General features: G+C 71.5%; 13 protein-coding genes. 4 read left to right on the top strand and 9 right to left on the bottom strand.

Annotated elements, in window-relative coordinates:
* Window positions 1–17: 17 nt before the first annotated feature.
* Entirely contained in the window at window positions 18–2,111 is a 2,094-nt protein-coding gene (tkt, locus tag ABZZ74_RS00300) for a transketolase (protein WP_356760583.1), read from the bottom strand.
* 146 nt (window positions 2,112–2,257) lie between these two features.
* Between tkt and ABZZ74_RS00295 the strand changes: the two genes are divergently transcribed.
* Entirely contained in the window at window positions 2,258–3,163 is a 906-nt protein-coding gene (locus tag ABZZ74_RS00295; protein ID WP_356760582.1) for an AraC family transcriptional regulator, read from the top strand.
* Window positions 3,164–3,215: 52 nt separating this feature from the next.
* On the opposite strand, the gene ABZZ74_RS00290 is transcribed toward ABZZ74_RS00295, so the two are convergent.
* From ABZZ74_RS00290 to ABZZ74_RS00280, 3 genes are all read right to left on the bottom strand, one after another.
* A complete protein-coding gene (locus ABZZ74_RS00290; RefSeq protein WP_356760580.1) occupies window positions 3,216–4,604 on the bottom strand; it encodes a glycoside hydrolase family 16 protein in 1,389 nt (462 codons plus the stop codon).
* Between the two features lie 156 nt (window positions 4,605–4,760).
* The gene (locus ABZZ74_RS00285) at window positions 4,761–5,999 is read right to left on the bottom strand and encodes an Ig-like domain-containing protein (protein WP_356760578.1); all 1,239 of its coding nucleotides are present in this window, start codon (window positions 5,997–5,999) and stop codon (window positions 4,761–4,763) included.
* A gap of 140 nt (window positions 6,000–6,139) precedes the next feature.
* On the bottom strand, window positions 6,140–8,239 hold the full coding sequence (locus ABZZ74_RS00280) for an MMPL family transporter (RefSeq protein WP_356761081.1): 2,100 nt from the start codon (window positions 8,237–8,239) through the stop codon (window positions 6,140–6,142).
* A gap of 205 nt (window positions 8,240–8,444) precedes the next feature.
* On the opposite strand from ABZZ74_RS00280, the gene ABZZ74_RS00275 reads away from it, so the two are divergent.
* Window positions 8,445–8,846 carry a VOC family protein gene (locus tag ABZZ74_RS00275; protein WP_356760577.1) on the top strand — a complete coding sequence of 134 codons (402 nt, stop codon included), beginning with the start codon at window positions 8,445–8,447 and terminating at the stop codon, window positions 8,844–8,846.
* Here ABZZ74_RS00275 and ABZZ74_RS00270 read toward each other — a convergent pair.
* From ABZZ74_RS00270 to ABZZ74_RS00250, 5 genes are all read right to left on the bottom strand, one after another.
* Complete coding sequence (locus ABZZ74_RS00270) at window positions 8,843–9,511, bottom strand: response regulator transcription factor (RefSeq protein ID WP_356760575.1); 669 nt, start codon at window positions 9,509–9,511, stop codon at window positions 8,843–8,845. The genes ABZZ74_RS00275 and ABZZ74_RS00270 overlap by 4 nt on opposite strands.
* A complete protein-coding gene (locus ABZZ74_RS00265) occupies window positions 9,508–10,692 on the bottom strand; it encodes a sensor histidine kinase (protein ID WP_356760573.1) in 1,185 nt (394 codons plus the stop codon). Before ABZZ74_RS00265 ends, ABZZ74_RS00270 begins: the two co-directional genes overlap by 4 nt.
* 88 nt (window positions 10,693–10,780) lie before the next feature.
* Window positions 10,781–11,536, bottom strand: a complete 756-nt coding sequence (locus ABZZ74_RS00260) for an IclR family transcriptional regulator (RefSeq protein WP_356760572.1) — start codon at window positions 11,534–11,536, stop codon at window positions 10,781–10,783.
* Window positions 11,533–12,903, bottom strand: a complete 1,371-nt coding sequence (locus ABZZ74_RS00255) for a prolyl oligopeptidase family serine peptidase (RefSeq protein ID WP_356760571.1) — start codon at window positions 12,901–12,903, stop codon at window positions 11,533–11,535. Before ABZZ74_RS00255 ends, ABZZ74_RS00260 begins: the two co-directional genes overlap by 4 nt.
* 113 nt (window positions 12,904–13,016) lie before the next feature.
* The gene (locus ABZZ74_RS00250; protein WP_356760569.1) at window positions 13,017–13,442 is read right to left on the bottom strand and encodes a MarR family transcriptional regulator; all 426 of its coding nucleotides are present in this window, start codon (window positions 13,440–13,442) and stop codon (window positions 13,017–13,019) included.
* 208 nt (window positions 13,443–13,650) lie between these two features.
* Here ABZZ74_RS00250 and ABZZ74_RS00245 point away from each other — a divergent pair, with 208 nt between their 5' ends.
* Both ABZZ74_RS00245 and ABZZ74_RS00240 read left to right on the top strand, forming a co-directional pair.
* Entirely contained in the window at window positions 13,651–14,568 is a 918-nt protein-coding gene (locus ABZZ74_RS00245; protein WP_356760567.1) for an SDR family oxidoreductase, read from the top strand.
* An 11-nt stretch (window positions 14,569–14,579) separates the two neighbouring features.
* On the top strand, window positions 14,580–15,455 hold the full coding sequence (locus tag ABZZ74_RS00240; protein WP_356761079.1) for an amidohydrolase family protein: 876 nt from the start codon (window positions 14,580–14,582) through the stop codon (window positions 15,453–15,455).
* Window positions 15,456–15,461 lie beyond the last annotated feature (6 nt).

Here is a 15,461-nt window from a genome sequence, read left to right as displayed (position 1 = left end):
TCTTTCTGGCGATCGGATCAACCGCGGGCGGCGGCGAGGCCCGTCGTTGAATTGAACACAGCCCGGGCCGCTGCGGCGACGTTCTCGGGGGTGAAGCCGAACTCGGCGAACAGGGTCTTCGCGTCGGCGGAGGCGCCGAAATGCTCCAGGGAGACGATGCGTCCTGCGTCACCCGTGAAGCGGTACCACGTCAAACCGATGCCCGCCTCGACCGCGACGCGGGCCTTCACCGACGGCGGAAGCACGCTCTCGCGGTACTCGCGGGGCTGCTCCTCGAACCACTCCACCGACGGCATCGACACCACGCGGGTGCCGATCCCCTCGGCCTCCAGCTGCTCCCGCGCGGCGACGGCGAGCTGCACCTCGGAGCCGGTGGCGATGAGGACGACGTCCGGGGTCCCCTTCGAGGACTCCTTCAGGACGTAACCGCCCTTCGCCGCATCGGGGTTGGGGGCGTACGTCGGCACGCCCTGACGGGTGAGCGCGAGTCCGTGCGGGGCCGGGTTCGTGGCGTGCCGCTTGAGGATCTCGGCCCAGGCGACGGCGGTCTCGTTGGCGTCGGCCGGGCGGACCACGTTCAGACCCGGGATGGCGCGCAGCGCGGCCAGGTGCTCGACCGGCTGGTGCGTCGGGCCGTCCTCGCCGAGACCGATGGAGTCGTGCGTCCAGATGTAGGTCACCGGGAGCTGCATCAGCGCCGACATCCGCACCGCGTTGCGCATGTAGTCGGAGAACACCAGGAAGGTGCCGCCGTAGACGCGGGTGTTGCCGTGCAGGGCGATCCCGTTCATCTCCGCGGCCATCGAGAACTCGCGGATGCCGAAGTGGACGGTACGGCCGTACGGGTCGGCCCCGGGCAGCGGGTTGCCCTTCGGCAGGAAGGAGCTGGTCTTGTCGATGGTGGTGTTGTTCGAGCCGGCCAGGTCGGCGGAGCCGCCCCACAGCTCGGGCAGCACGGCACCCAGCGACTGCAGCACCTTGCCGGAGGCGGCGCGGGTGGCGACCGACTTGCCCTCCTCGAAGACCGGCAGCGCCTCCTCCCAGCCCTCGGGCAGCCGGCCGGCCACCACCCGGTCGAACAGCTCGGCGCGCTGCGGGTCGGCGCCGCGCCACTTGTCGAGCTGCTTGTCCCAGGCCGCGTGCGCCTCGGCGCCGCGGTCCAGGGCCTCGCGGGTGTGGGCGAGGACGGCGGCGTCGACCTGGAAGGACTGCTCGGGGTCGAAGCCGAGGACGCGCTTGGTGGCGGCGACCTCGTCGGCGCCGAGCGCCGAGCCGTGGGCGGCCTCGGTGTTGCGCGCGTTCGGCGCGGGCCAGGCGATGATCGTGCGCATCGCGACGATGGAGGGCCGGCCGGTCTCGGCCTGGGCGGCCCTGAGCGCCGCGTAGAGGGCCGGTACGTCGATGTCGCCGTCCTCGGCGGGCTCGACGCGCTGGGTGTGCCAGCCGTAGGCCTCGTACCGCTTCAGGACGTCCTCGGAGAAGGCGGTCGCGGTGTCGCCCTCGATGGAGATGTGGTTGTCGTCGTAGAGGAAGACCAGGTTGCCGAGCTTCTGGTGCCCGGCGAGGGAGGAGGCCTCGGCGGAGACGCCCTCCTCCAGGTCGCCGTCCGAGACGATCGCCCAGATGGTGTGGTCGAAGGGGGAGGTGCCCTCGGGGGCCTCAGGGTCGAACAGACCGCGCTCGTAGCGGGCGGCCATCGCCATGCCGACGGCGTTGGCGACGCCCTGGCCGAGCGGACCGGTGGTGGTCTCCACGCCCGCCGTGTGGCCGTACTCGGGGTGACCGGGCGTCTTGGACCCGTGGGTCCTGAAGGCTTTCAGGTCATCGAGCTCGAGCTCGTACCCGGCCAGGAACAGCTGGGTGTAGAGGGTCAGCGAGGTGTGGCCGGGGGAGAGGACGAAACGGTCCCGGCCGGTCCACTCGGGGTCCGCGGGATCGTGGCGCATCAGCTTCTGAAAGATCGTGTACGCGGCCGGTGCGAGCGCCATCGCGGTGCCCGGGTGGCCGTTGCCGACCTTCTGTACGGCGTCGGCGGCCAGCAACCGAGCGGTGTCGACGGCGCGTCGGTCGAGTTCGGTCCATTCGAAGCTGTCCGGTGTCTGCGTGCTCATCTTCAAGAAGTCCTTGATCGCAGCGGTGGTTCTGGCCTGACGCGTTCAAACTTAAAAGTCTGACTTTTACGGTGGTAGGTCCTCGTGTGCCAGCCTGTGGTGAAAGTGGGACACCGACAGCACCAGCCGGGCGGCGTGAGAGGGACATGGCGGACAGAACCATCCAAGGCGGCGACGGTGAAGGGGGCGTGGACGTGATCAGAACGTTCCCCTTCCCGGTCGAGCTGAGTGTGTGCGGGGTCGGCATGCAGGTCGGCCCCATGGGAGCCGGACGCACCTGGCACGCGGATGCCCCGCTGCACCGTGTCCACCGCATCGACTTCCATGTCGTGATGCTCTTCGACGACGGCCCCGTCCGCCACATGATCGACTTCGCCGAGTACGAGGCGACGGCGGGGGACGTGCTGTGGATCCGCCCGGGCCAGGTCCACCGTTTCCCGAAGGTCAGCGAGTACCGCGGAACCGTGCTGACCATGCAGCCGGGCTTCCTGCCCCGTGCCACGGTGGAGGCCACGGGCCTCTACCGCTACGACCTCCCGCCCCTGCTCCGCCCGGACGACGCCCAACTGGCCGCCCTGCGCTCGGCCCTGACGCAGTTGCGATACGAGTACGAGGACACCACGACACTTCCGCTGAGTCTTCACACGGCGGTCCTGCGCCACTCCCTGACGGCGTTCCTGCTCCGTCTCGCCCATCTGGCGGCGAGTTCGGCCCAGGCGGCCCGCGGTCAGTCGGACACCACCTTCACTCTCTTCCGGGACGCCGTGGAGAAGGGCTTCGCCACCAATCACAGCGTCAGCGCCTACGCCGACTCGCTCGGCTACTCCCGCCGCACCCTCGTCCGCGCGGTCCGCGCCGCCACCGGCGAGACCCCCAAGGGCTTCATCGACAAACGGGTCGTCCTGGAGGCCAAGCGCCTCCTGGCCCACACCGACCTCCCGATCGGCCGCGTCGGCGCGGCCGTCGGCTTCCCGGACGCCGCGAACTTCTCCAAGTTCTTCCAGCAGCACACGGACATGACACCGGCGGCGTTCCGGGCCGAGATGCACTGAAGAGGGGCCCCACGCTCCAGGCGTGAGGCCCCTCTCTGCGTGAACCGTGCCGTCAGTGACCGAAGTCGAACCAGTTCACGTTCACGAAGTCCGCCGGCTGCCCGCTGGAGAAGGTCAGATAGACGTCGTGGGTGCCGGTGACCGCACTGATGTTGGCCGGGATCGTCGTCCAGGACTGCCAGCCGCCGGTGTTGGCGACGGCGAAGCTGCCGACGGGTGTGCTGGTGGCGCTGTCGAGGCGTACCTGGACCAGACCGCTCACCCCGCTCGCCGCGCCGCTCGCCACCCGGGCGTAGAACTGCCTGGCTGCCGTGGAGCCGAAGTTGACGCCCTTGTAGAGGGCCCAGTCGCCGTTGGCGATGTAGCCGACGTCCTGCCCGCCACCGGTGTCCGAGGTGGTCTCGGTGCTGACGCCGGACTGGCTGTCGTACGACTCCGCCTGGATGGCGCTGTAGGCGTCACGGTTGCCGGACGGCGGAGGTGTGGTGGTACCGCTCCCACTGGACGACAGCACCTGGACGTAGTCCACCAGCATCGGGTGTCCGGACTCGGTGGCGCTGGTCGGTCCGCCGCCGAACGCGGCCGGGAAGGCGCCGCCCATCGCGACGTTCAGGATGACGAAGAAGCCGTGGTTGGTGGCGTTGGCCCAGGTCGTCGCGTCCACCTGACCGGCCGTCACCGTCTGGTAGTTGACCCCGTCGACGTAGAAGCGGATCGCCTCGGGGCTGGCCGAGCGGTCCCACTCCATGGTGTAGGTGTGGAAGCCCGACTGGCAGGTCGTGTTGGGGCAGGCCGTCGAATTGCCCAGGCCCGTCGTCTCGTTGCAGGGGCCGCCCGAGGCCGTGCCGCAGTGCATGGTGGCCCAGGTCTTGTTGATGCCGTTGACGTTCTCCATGATGTCGAGCTCGCCGACGCTCGGCCAGTTCTGGTAGTTGCCGCGGTAGGGCGCGCCCAGCATCCAGAACGCCGGCCAGTAGCCGGCCGCCGCGTTCCCGGTGACGTTGGGCATCTGGATCCGGGCCTCGACGCGCAGTTTGCCGCCCGCCGGGGGCTGGAAGTCGGTGCGGTTGGTCTCGATACGGCCCGAGGTCCAGTTGCCGGCCGCGTCCCGGATCGGGGTGATCTTCAGGTTGCCGCTGCCGTCGAGGGCGACGTTGCTGGTGCTGCTGGTCATCGTCTCGACCTCGGAAGTGCCCCAGTTGGCGGGGCCGCCCGGATACGAGGTTCCGGTGTCGTACTGCCAGTTGGAGGTGGAGACGCCGGTGCCTGCCGAGCCGTTGAAGTCGTCGAGGAAGACCTGGGTCCAGCCCGCCGGGGGTGTGGGGGCGGAGGCGTCGGCGGACTGGGTGGCGGCCGTGGCGAGCGCGGCCGCCAGGCCGAGCGTGCTGAGGACGGCGACGAGCGCGCGTCGCCGTCTCGGTATGCCGGAGCTTGCACTCATGGGGGTGCCTCTCGGGTACGGGGTTGGCTGCGGGGTGCCGATTGAGAGCGCTCTCAAAGTGGCCCCAATGTGCTCCCGCCCACACCGGTCGTCAAGACTTAAAACAAGGAAAGTCCTTCCGGCGCGGGTGAGTTCACCCCATGAATGCCGTTTGTGCTAGACGGCGCTCCCCGCCTTCCACTGGGCCCAGGACAGGTTCCAGCCGTTGAGCCCGTTGGCCGGATCCACCGTCCGCTCGCCGGAGTTCCTGACGATGACGACATCGCCGAGCATCGAGCTCCTGTAGAACTTGTAGCCGTCCACGGAGGGGTCTTTCGCGCCCTTCGCGTCGTGCAGACCGACGCAGCCGTGACTGGTGTTCTCGTGGCCGAAGACCGAGGTGGACGCCCAGTAGTTGCCGTGCACGAAGGTGCCGGAGGTGGTCAGGCGCTGGGCGTGCGGCACGTCCGGGATGTCGTACTCGTCGCCGAGTCCGACCGTGGAGGACTCCATCCGGGTCTGCTGGAACCGCTCGCTGATCACCATGATCCCGGACCAGGTGGTGTGCTGGGCATTGCCGCCGGAGACCGGATAGGTGGCGACGGTCTCCCCGTCCCGTTTGACCACCATCTCCTTGCTCGCCAGGTCGACGGTGCTGATCTGGGCGCGGCCGATGTGGAAGGTGACGTCCTTGTGCTGGACGCCGTAGACGCCCTCGGCGCCCTGCACGTCCTTCAGCCGCAGGCTGAGGGTGATCTTCGTACCGGGCGCCCAGTACGTCTCGGGCCGGAAGTCCAGCCGGGTGTCGCCGAACCAGTGGCCGACCACCTCGACGGCGGGCTCGGCGGTGACGGTGATGGCCTTCTGCACGGCCGCCCTGTCCTTCACGGCGTGCGTGAAGTTGATCGACACGGGCATGCCGACGCCGGAGGTCGAGTCCGCCTCGGGCGTGAAGTAGCCGACGAAGGTCTCGCCGGGCGACTTGGTGGTGAAGGTCGTGGTCCGCGCCGAGCCGCCCTTCGGGGTGGCGGTCACCGTGTACTTCGTGCCCGAGTACGGGTTTCTCGCGGACGTCCACCTGGTCCTGGCCGCGTTGAAGGAACCGGCCAGTGTCGAGCCGTCGTTGCCGGTGACCTTCACCGACGCGAGCGTGCCGTCGGTCACGGTGACCTCGACCGGGTTCGCGAAGCCGGCCTTCCTGGTGCCGTCGGCGGGGGTGACCGAGACCGTCGGCCTCCTCGCCGCCGCCTTCGCGGACGCGGCGGGCGTGGCCGTGTCCTCGGAGGCGCCCGCCGAACCGCTGCACCCGCTCAGTACGGCGGCGGCCGGTACGACGCCGAGCGCGCCGAGCACACCGCGCCGGGACCACCTCCCCGACCGCTGCGGGGACCGGTTCGATATGTGCGAGACGCCCACGGCAGGCCTTCCTGGGATTTCCACCTTGTCCGGATGGATCCTGCGCCGCGCGGATGTGCTGATCCTTTGAAAGGCCGGGCCGCTTCCTGAGATTCCGGTGAGGACTCCCCGGGGGCCCGGCCGTTCCGTGCCTTCCTGCTTCAGAGGTGCGCCGGCTCGACCGGCCTTCGAGCCTCCTCGCTCACCCCGAACCGCTCGTGCACCCGCCGCAGCGGCCTCGGCGCCCACCACGCCCGCCGCCCCAGCAGCGCCATCGTCGCCGGGACCAGCAGCATCCGTACGACCGTCGCGTCGATCAGCACCGCGAGGGTCAGTCCGAGGCCGATCTGCAGGATCGGGGAGAAGCCGCCGGTCATGAAGGCGCCGAAGACGACGGCCAGCAGCAGCGCGGCGCAGGTCACCACGCGCCCGGAGCGGCGCAGACCGGTCACCACGGCCTCCTGGTCGTCCCCGGTCAGCCGGCGCGCCTCGCGCATCCGGGCCAGGATGAACAGCTCGTAGTCCATGGCCAGTCCGAAGGCGATGGCCACGATCAGCGGTGGCGCGGTCAGGCTTAGGGCGCCCAGGCCCTCGGCGCCCAGCGCGCCGGCCAGATGACCGTCCTGGAAGACCCACACCACCACACCGAGCGCGGCGCCCAGGCTGAGCAGTGTGGTCAGGATCGTGCGCAGCGGGATCAGCACCGAGCCCGTGAAGGCGAACAGCAGCGCGAAGATGCCGACGAGCACGGTCAGGGCCGCCCAGGGCGCCCGGTCGGCGAGCATCGCGCGGAAGTCGACGAGCCGGGCGGCGGACCCGGTGACCTGCACGGGCTCCGAGCCGCGCAGCTCCCGCACCTGCCGCACCAGACCGGTCGCCGCCGCGCCGTCGACCCGGCCGGAGGGCTGCAGTTGCACGACCCTCGCCCCGTCCGGCAGGGTACGGACCTCGGCGGTCGGGGAGAGGGCGCGGATGCGGTCGGCGGTCGCCGCGTCGGTGCCGGGCTTCAGGACGACCGTGACCGGCGAGACGCCCGTGCCGGGCGGGAAGTGGGCGCCGACGGTGTCGTACAACTGCCGTGCCTCGGTGCTCGACGGCAGCTGGGTGGCGTCACCGATCTCGATCCGCATGCCGGTGACGGGCAGGGCGAGGACCAGCAGGGCCGGTACGACGGTGGCGAGCACGGCGATCCGGCGGCGGGCGGCGAAGCGCGCGAGGCGGGCGAAGAAGCGGCCCTCCTCGCCCTCCGGCCGTGTCTTCGCGGGGGCGATCCGCGCGCCGAACCGTGTCAGCAGCGCGGGCAGCAGCGTCACCGCGGCCAGCATGTCGACGACCACGACCGCCGCCACCGCGAGGCCCATGCTGCGCAGGAACACGCTCGGGAAGACCAGCAGTCCGGTGAGGCTGACGGCGACGGTGAGCCCGGAGAACAGCACGGTCCGCCCGGCCGCCGCGACCGTACGGTGCACGGCCTCGACCACGTCCTCGGTGTGCCGGCGTTCCTCCCGGAAGCGGACCAGCATCAACAGGGCGTAGTCCACGGCGAGTCCGAGCCCCAGCATGGTGGTGACCTGGATCGCGTACACCGAGATGTCGGTGACCTGGCTGAAGCCGAACAGCGCCAGGAACGCGCCCGCGATCCCGCTGACCGCGATCACGAGCGGCAGCCCGGCCGCGCGCAGTCCGCCGAACACCACGAGCAGCAGGGCGAGGACGACGGGCAGGGAGATCAACTCGGCGTCGCGCACGTCCTCCTGGGCCCGTTCGCCGAGCTGCTTGCCGAGCAACGGGCCGCCGCTGACGTGCACGTCGGGCGCCTCGATCCGCTTGATGCGCGCGGCGGCCGCGTCGACGGCCTTCTCCTCGGCGTCGTCGCCGAGACCGCCCTCGAGGGTGACCGGGACGATCAGGGCGCGCCCGTCGCGCGCCGTGAGCCCGCGGGTGGTGTACGGATCCGGTACGGCGGCCACCCCGGGAACGCGACGCACGTCCGCGACGGCCCGTTCGACCTGGGTGCGCAGGCCGGCGCCGCTCACCGCGACGCCCGCCACGACCCCGGTGATCGACTCACCGGTCGGATCGGTCCGGTCGAGGTACTGGGCCGCGTGCTCGGACTCGGTGCCGGGGACGTCGGGCACGTTGTCGGAGAGCTGCCCGAAGACGCCCGTCCCGAGCCCGAAGCCGAGCAGCAGGAAGAGCAGCCAGAACAGGATCACGGTGAGCGGACGGCGGGTGGCCGTCCGGGCGAGGACGGAGAGCACGGTCCCTCCCTGCGGGGCGTCGGTGGACATGCCCTCAGGCTCGTGCGGCCGGGTGCGCTCCCGGATCGCCGGAGCGAGCGGTTTCGAGTCCTCGGCCGCCCGGGGGAGACGGGGGTGCGGCTCACTCTCCGGGGGGAGGCGGGAATCGTTCCGGTCGCGGCGGAGGTTGACCGACTCACCACACCCCGCCGTCGAGGAGCGCCCCGTGTCCGAGGAATCCCCTGTCCGCGAACTCCGTCTCGTCGTCACGGCGTCCGACTACGACGAGGCGCTGCGTTTCTACCGGGACGTCCTCGGCATGCCCGAGCGTGCCGCCTTCTCGTCCCCCGACGGCCGGGTCGCCATCCTGGAGGCGGGCCGGGCCACCCTGGAGCTGACCGACCCGGGTCACGCCGCCTTCATCGACGAGGTGGAGGTGGGGCGGCGCATGGCCGGGCCGATCCGGGTCGCCTTCCAGGTGGACGACTCCACCGCCGTCACGGCACGGCTCGCCGCCGCCGGAGCCGACGTCCTCGCCGAGCCGACCCGCACGCCCTGGAACTCCCTGAACTCGCGGCTCGAGGCCCCGGGCGCGCTCCAGCTGACCCTCTTCGAGGAGCTCGGCTAGGGAGCTCCGGGCGCCACCAGCCCCGTCTCGTACGCGCAGATCACCGCCTGCACCCGGTCCCGCAGGCCGAGCTTGGCCAGGACGTTGCTGACGTGGGTCTTGACGGTGTGCTCGCTGACGAAGAAGGCCGTGGCGATCTCGGCGTTGGACAGACCGCGGGCCAGCAGCCGCAGGGTCTCCACCTCGCGGGCGGTCAGGACCTCCAGGCGTTGCGGGGTGGCCGAGGCGGCGGCCTCCTCCCGGCGGCGCCGGACGACGTCCGCGACCAGGCGCCGGGTCACCGTGGGAGCGAGCAGGGAGTCACCGGCCGCGACCACCCGCACGGCGTGCACCAGGTCGTCGCGGCGCACGTCCTTGAGGAGGAAGCCGCTGGCGCCCGCGTACAGCGCCTCGTACACGTACTCGTCGAGATCGAACGTCGTCAGCATCACGACCTTGCACACGGACTGCGCGCACACCCGCCGGGCCGCCTCCAGGCCGTCCATCTCCGGCATGCGGATGTCGAGGAGCAGCACGTCCGGCGCGTGCCGGTGCACCGCCGCGACCGCCTCGGCGCCGTCCCCGGCCTCCGCGACCACCTCGATGTCCTGCTGGGCTTCGAGGATCATGCTGAACCCGCTGCGCACGAGTTCCTGGTCGTCGGCGACGACCACGCGGATGCTCACCCCAGCGCCGCCTGCCGGTCCGCCGCGACGGGCAGCCGTACGGCGACCCGGAAGCCGCCGTCAGGTCCCCGTCCGGTGTCCGCGCTGCCTCCGCAGGCGGAGGCCCGCTCCCGGATGCCGATGAGCCCGTGTCCGCCGCCCGGTCCCGCCGGGCCCCGTCCGTCGTCGGTCACCGTCAGGGTCAACGCGTCCTCCGTCCACTCCAGTTCGACCGTCGCCGAGGCAGCGTACGCATGCTTCACCGTGTTCGTCAGCGCCTCCTGCGTCACCCGGTAGGCGGCGACCTCCGCGTCCGGCGGCAGCGGTCGCGGCTCGCCCGTCGTGCGCAACTCCACGCGCAGACCGGTGGATTCACCGACCCGGCGCACCAGCGCGGGCAGGGCCGCCGTCCCCGGCTGGGGTGAAGTGCCGTCGCGGGGCTCCTCCTTGAGCACGCCGAGGATCCGCCGCAGCTGCGCCATCGCGTCCCGGCCGGCCGTCGCGATCGCGTCGAAGGAGGCCTCCGCGCGCTGCGGATCGCTGCGCACCACGACCGGTCCCGCCTCCGCCTGCACCACCATCAGGCTCACCGCGTGGGCGAGGACGTCGTGCATGTCCCGGGCGATCCTGGCCCGTTCCTGGGCGATGGCCCGTGCGGTGTCAGCGGCCCGCTCGCCCTCCAGACGCCGAGCCCGGTCCTCGATCGCGTCGGTGTACGCGCGCTGCACCCGGGCCAGTGTGCCGAGCCCGTACGCGCACAGGATCGTCAGCAGATGGAAGGCGTACTCGAAGGGCCGGGCGTTCTCCTTGTGCTGCATGGTCAGCGTCGTGCCGAGCAGCCAGCCCGCCAGCATCAGGCGGCGCTGCCAGGCGGGCGAGCGGGCGGCCAGCGTGTACAGCACGACGAGGCCGCCCCACACCACGTCCGGTGGCGGCGCGTGGTAGACGGCCATCGCGGGCGTCGCGGCGGAGATCACCCCCGCGGTGGCGAAGGGCGCGCGCCGCCGCCACACCAGCGGCACCGCGGTCGCCGCGCCGAGCAGCCAGCCCTGCCAGCTGAGGCGGTCGTCGCCCTCGTCGGGGAACAGCCACTGCAGGGACACGGCGAACAGCACGAGCGCGGCGAGGGCGGTGTCGACGACGTACGGATTCGCGGCACGCACACGCGCGGCGATCCGCGGGATCCATGAGGACGGGGACATGAGCGGCTCCTCGGACAAGGGCCGTTCCAGTATCCCGACGAGCGGCGGCGCGCGCCTCGCCGGTGAGAGGGATATGAGCCCTGCAGCCCTACGGCTCCTTCGGCGGCCGCCAGCCCAGGGCTCGGGAGATTCCTCGTGCCGCGAGTCGTACCGCCGGTATGAGGACGGGGATCTGGGCGTCGGTCTGCGGTACCACCACCGACACCGCGGCCGTCACCGCGCCGCCCGGTCCGCGTACCGGTGCGGCCACCGACAGGGCGTCGTCGGTGACCTGCCGGCTGCTCACCGCGACCCCCGTGCGCCGTACCTCGGCCAGCACCCGGCGCAGCCGTGCCGGGTCGGTGATGGTGTACGGCGTGAAGGACGCGAGCGGGCCCGCGCAGTACTCGTCCTGGGAGTCCGGGTCCGCGTGCGCCAGCAGCGCGAGCCCGACCCCCGTGGCGTGCAGCGGCCAGCGCGCCCCGACCCGGATGTGCACGCCGACCGCCGACCGCCCCGACAGCCACTCGATGTAGACGACCTCGCTCCCGTCCCGCACCGCCATCTGCACGTTCTCGTGGGTGGCCTCGTACAGGTCCTCCAGGTACGGCAGCGCGATCTGCCGCAGTGCGAGACCGCGCGGGGCGAGTGCCGCGACCTCCCAGAGCCGGAGCCCGACGTGGTAGACGCCGGACGCGTCCCGCTCCAGCGCGCCCCAGTCGGTGAGCGCGCCGACCAGGCGGTGCGCGGTGGTGAGGGTCAGCCCGGCCCGCCGGCTGATGTCCGTCAGGGACAGCGCCGGGTGCTCGTGGTCGAACGCGGCGAGCACGGACAGCAGCCGGTCGGGCGCGGAGCGGAGGGTCATGGCCGGGCGTCTCCCGGGTGCGCGAGGTCGTAGGGGCGGGGGTAGGGGGCCGGACGGTAGTTCACATACCGTGCCGCGGACGTCGAATCCTCCTGCGCGGCACGGGAGTTGAGGACCGCCGGTGAGGTGTCCCAGCGGCCCGTGTCCAGGCGGTGCTCCAGGGTGTGCAGCGCCCCGAGCATCTCGCCGGACGTGAAGGCACAGTGTCCGGGGCCGTCGACATAGGCCTGGCTGAGCAGCCGGCCGGAGCCGGCCGCGGTGGCGGCCCGCCGGTAGGCGCTCTCGGCCTGGACCGGGATCAGTGCGTCGCCGGTGGTGTGGATGTCGAGCTGCGGGTCGCTCAGCCGCCCGCCGAACACACTGGTGCGCCGCATCCACCGCAGGGCCGCGGGGTCGGCGGAGATCCGGGGGGCGCGGTTCAGCGCCGCGAGGTCGGTGCGCAAGGACACTCCCGCCTCCTTGTAGAGCTCCGTCACCTCTTTGTACAGCGGGGACCGGCCCAGCATCGTGGTGTAGTCGACGCCGGTGTTCCAGGACATGTTGCCCCCGGCCCGGCTCTCCGCCTCCTGCCGCCAGCTGAAGGCGGCCAACTGCAGCAGACCGGATACGGCCGCGTACTGGTTGCGCTCCTGGCCGTCCCGGTCCGTCGGGCCCGGTTCGGTCTGCGAGGGGGCGTTGTAGCCGGGGATGTTGTGCAGGGCGGCGGCGAGCGCGATGCGGGCGCGGCCGGCGGCGCTCTGCTGGGCCGCGGAGACCTTTGAGGAGAGGGCTTTGGCCGCGCTCACGGCCGCCGCCTGGTCGGCGAAGCCGGTGAGCGGGATGTTCTCGCCGGGCGCGAGCAGGGTCCGCAGGGCGAAGACGGGGTCGAGGGTGCTGTTCCAGTTGGCGACCCCGCCCTGGACCAGCCCGCACATCGACAGCGAGCCGTCGAAGCGGTCCGCGTGCCGCTCGGCGAGGGTCGTGGTGACCAGGCCGCCGTACGAGGTGCCCCAGGCGATCGTCCGCCGGGCGGTGCCGAACTCCGCGGTGAACAGGTCGAGGGTGGCGAGCTGGTCCGGTACCGCCTGGGTCACCGCCCAGCCGGTCGTGGCGTACGAGGAGCCGACGAGCGCGTAGCCCTCGGCGAGCAGCTTGCCGGCGGTGGTGGCGTCGGGGGAGTCCTGCGCCGGGTTGGGCGCACCGGCGGGGCGGTAGCCGTGGCTGTAGAGCAGCACGGTGCCGTTCCAGTGGGCGGGCACGTCCATCGAGTACGAGGCGCCCGAGGGGAGCCGGCCTTCGACATGGGCGTCCGTGGCCGCCTGGGCGGGTACGGCGGCGGCCGCGCCCAGGGTGAGGGTCAGCGCGGCGAGGCGGATGCGGGTCTTCACGTGAGGTCCCTTCCGGTGGGGCGTGCGGGACGAAACCCCGGTGAAGTTAGGCACTCTCGCTTCGGCAGTCAACAACTTGCACAACATTGACTGCGGTCGAGTGTGCGCACGACTCAGCCCAGTCCGTCCTCGGCGATCCGCAGCAGCAGCGTGTGCAGCGTCTCCCGCTCGGCCGGATCCAGGGGGCCCAGCAGGTCGTTGGTCACGCGCAGGCCCGCCTCGTCCGTGTCGCGCAGGAAGGCGCGGCCGTCCCCGGTCAGGACGACGATGCGGCTGCGGCGGTCGTCGGGGGAGGGGCGGCGCTCGGCGAAGCCCAGCTTCTCCAGGTCGTCGACCAGGCCGACGATCGCGCTCGGGTCGTACCCGAGCCGGGTGCTCAGCTCGCGCTGCAGGGCCCCCTCGGAGCCGGCGAGGAAGCGCAGGACGGCGTAGTGCCGCAGCCGCAGCCCCGACTCCTGCAGGAAGGTGTTGAACAACTGCCCCGAGCGCAGACCGAGCCGGTACAGCAGATAGCCCGTGTCTGCGTGCAGACCGCGCATCCAGGGCTCGTCGGCGTCGATCGAGGCTGCGTTCTTGGCGTGCTGTCGGCTGATGGCGGGCTCCCTGGTCTCGGCCCCGTGGAGGGGTGCCTCTCGGTGCAGATTCCAGCATGTCCCACCCGGAGGTCGCTAACAACTATTGACGTCAACAATTATTGCTCTTAGCTTCGATCTCGAAGCCGCAGCCCATGTTGAAGGGACTCAACCCGTGTCCAGCATCGATCTCACCGGCAAGGTCGCCGTCGTCACCGGCAGCGGCCGGGGCCTCGGACTGGCCTACGCGCACGCCCTGGCCGCCCACGGCGCCTCCGTCGTCGTCAACGACGTGGACGAGGCCGTGGCCGAGGCGGCCGTGAAGTCCATCACCGAGGCGGGCGGCAGGGCCGTCGCCGAGGTCGTCCCGGTCGGCACCTCCGAGGCCGCGGACCGGCTGGTGAACCGGGCCGTCGAGGAGTTCGGGCGGCTGGACGTCCTGGTCACCAACGCCGGCATCCTGCGCGACAAGGTGCTGTGGAAGATGACCGACGAGGACTTCGACGCGGTGATCACCACCCACCTCAAGGGCACCTTCACCTGCGCCCGCGCCGCCGCCGTCCGCATGCGCGAGCAGGGCGAGGGCGGCACCCTGATCCTGGTCGGCTCCCCGGCCGGCCAGCGCGGCAACTTCGGGCAGACGAACTACGCCGCCGCCAAGGCCGGCATCGCCGCCATGGCCCGCACCTGGTCGATGGAGCTGGGCCGGGCGAACATCACCGTCAACGCGATCGTGCCGGTGGCCGCCACCGCGATGACCGAGACCATCCCCGCCTTCGCCCCGTACGTCGAGGCCCTGAGGAACGGGCAGCCCTTCCCGGACTTCCTGCGCAAGGGCGAGGGCTTCGGCACCCCCGAGGACTGCGCTGCCCTCGTGCCCTTCCTCGCCTCCGAGGCCGCCCGCCAGATCACCGGCCAGGCCATCGGCATCGGCGGCGACAAGGTGGCACTCTGGTCGCATCCGCAGGAGATCAAGGCGGCGTACGCCGACGGCGGCTGGACCCCGCAGGGCCTGGCCGACGTCTGGGCCACCTCCCTCGGCGCGGAGCCGCAGAGCGTCGGCATCCCGGCGCCCAAGTTCCCGGAGGCGTGATGTCCCCCTCGATGAACGTCGACGACCTGGTCGCGATCGACGTCCACACCCATGCGGAGGTGTCCTCCAAGGGGCACTCCTCCCTGGACGACGATCTGCACGACGCCTCCTCCGCGTACTTCAAGGTCGAGGGCAAGCGGAAGCCGACCCTCGAGGAGACGGCCGCCTACTACCGGGAGCGCAGGATGGCAGCCGTGATCTTCACGGTGGACGCCGAGTCCGCGACCGGCACCGCGCCCGTCCCCAACGAGGAGGTCGCCGAGGCCGCCGCCGCCAACTCGGACGTCCTCATCCCCTTCGCCTCCATCGACCCCTTCCGCGGAAAGGCGGGCGTGAAGCAGGCCCGGCGGCTGGTCGAGGAGTACGGGGTCAAGGGCTTCAAGTTCCACCCGAGCATCCAGGGCTTCTTCCCCAACGACCGCTCGGTGGCGTACGACCTGTACGAGGTGATCGAGGAGACGGGCACCATCGCCCTCTTCCACACCGGTCAGACGGGCATCGGCGCCGGCGTCCCCGGCGGGGGCGGCATCCGCCTGAAGTACTCCAACCCGCTCCACGTCGACGACGTCGCGGCCGACTTCCCGCATCTGAGGATCATCCTGGCGCACCCGTCCTTCCCCTGGCAGGACGAGGCCCTCGCCGTCGCCACGCACAAGCCGGGCGTGCACATCGACCTGTCCGGCTGGTCGCCGAAGTACTTCCCGCCGCAGCTCGTGCAGTACGCGAACACGCTGCTGAAGGACAAGGTCCTCTTCGGCTCCGACTTCCCCGTCCTGACCCCCGACCGCTGGCTCGCCGACTTCGAGAAGCTGTCGATCAAGGACGAGGTCAAGCCGAGGATCCTCAAGGAGAACGCCGCCCGCCTGCTCGGGCTGACCAAGCCGTAAGGGGCC

This window comes from Streptomyces sp. NPDC006476, from assembly GCF_040612015.1.
GTDB lineage: Bacteria > Actinomycetota > Actinomycetes > Streptomycetales > Streptomycetaceae > Streptomyces > Streptomyces griseorubiginosus_B.
This window is presented reverse-complemented; position numbering and strand designations above follow the sequence as displayed.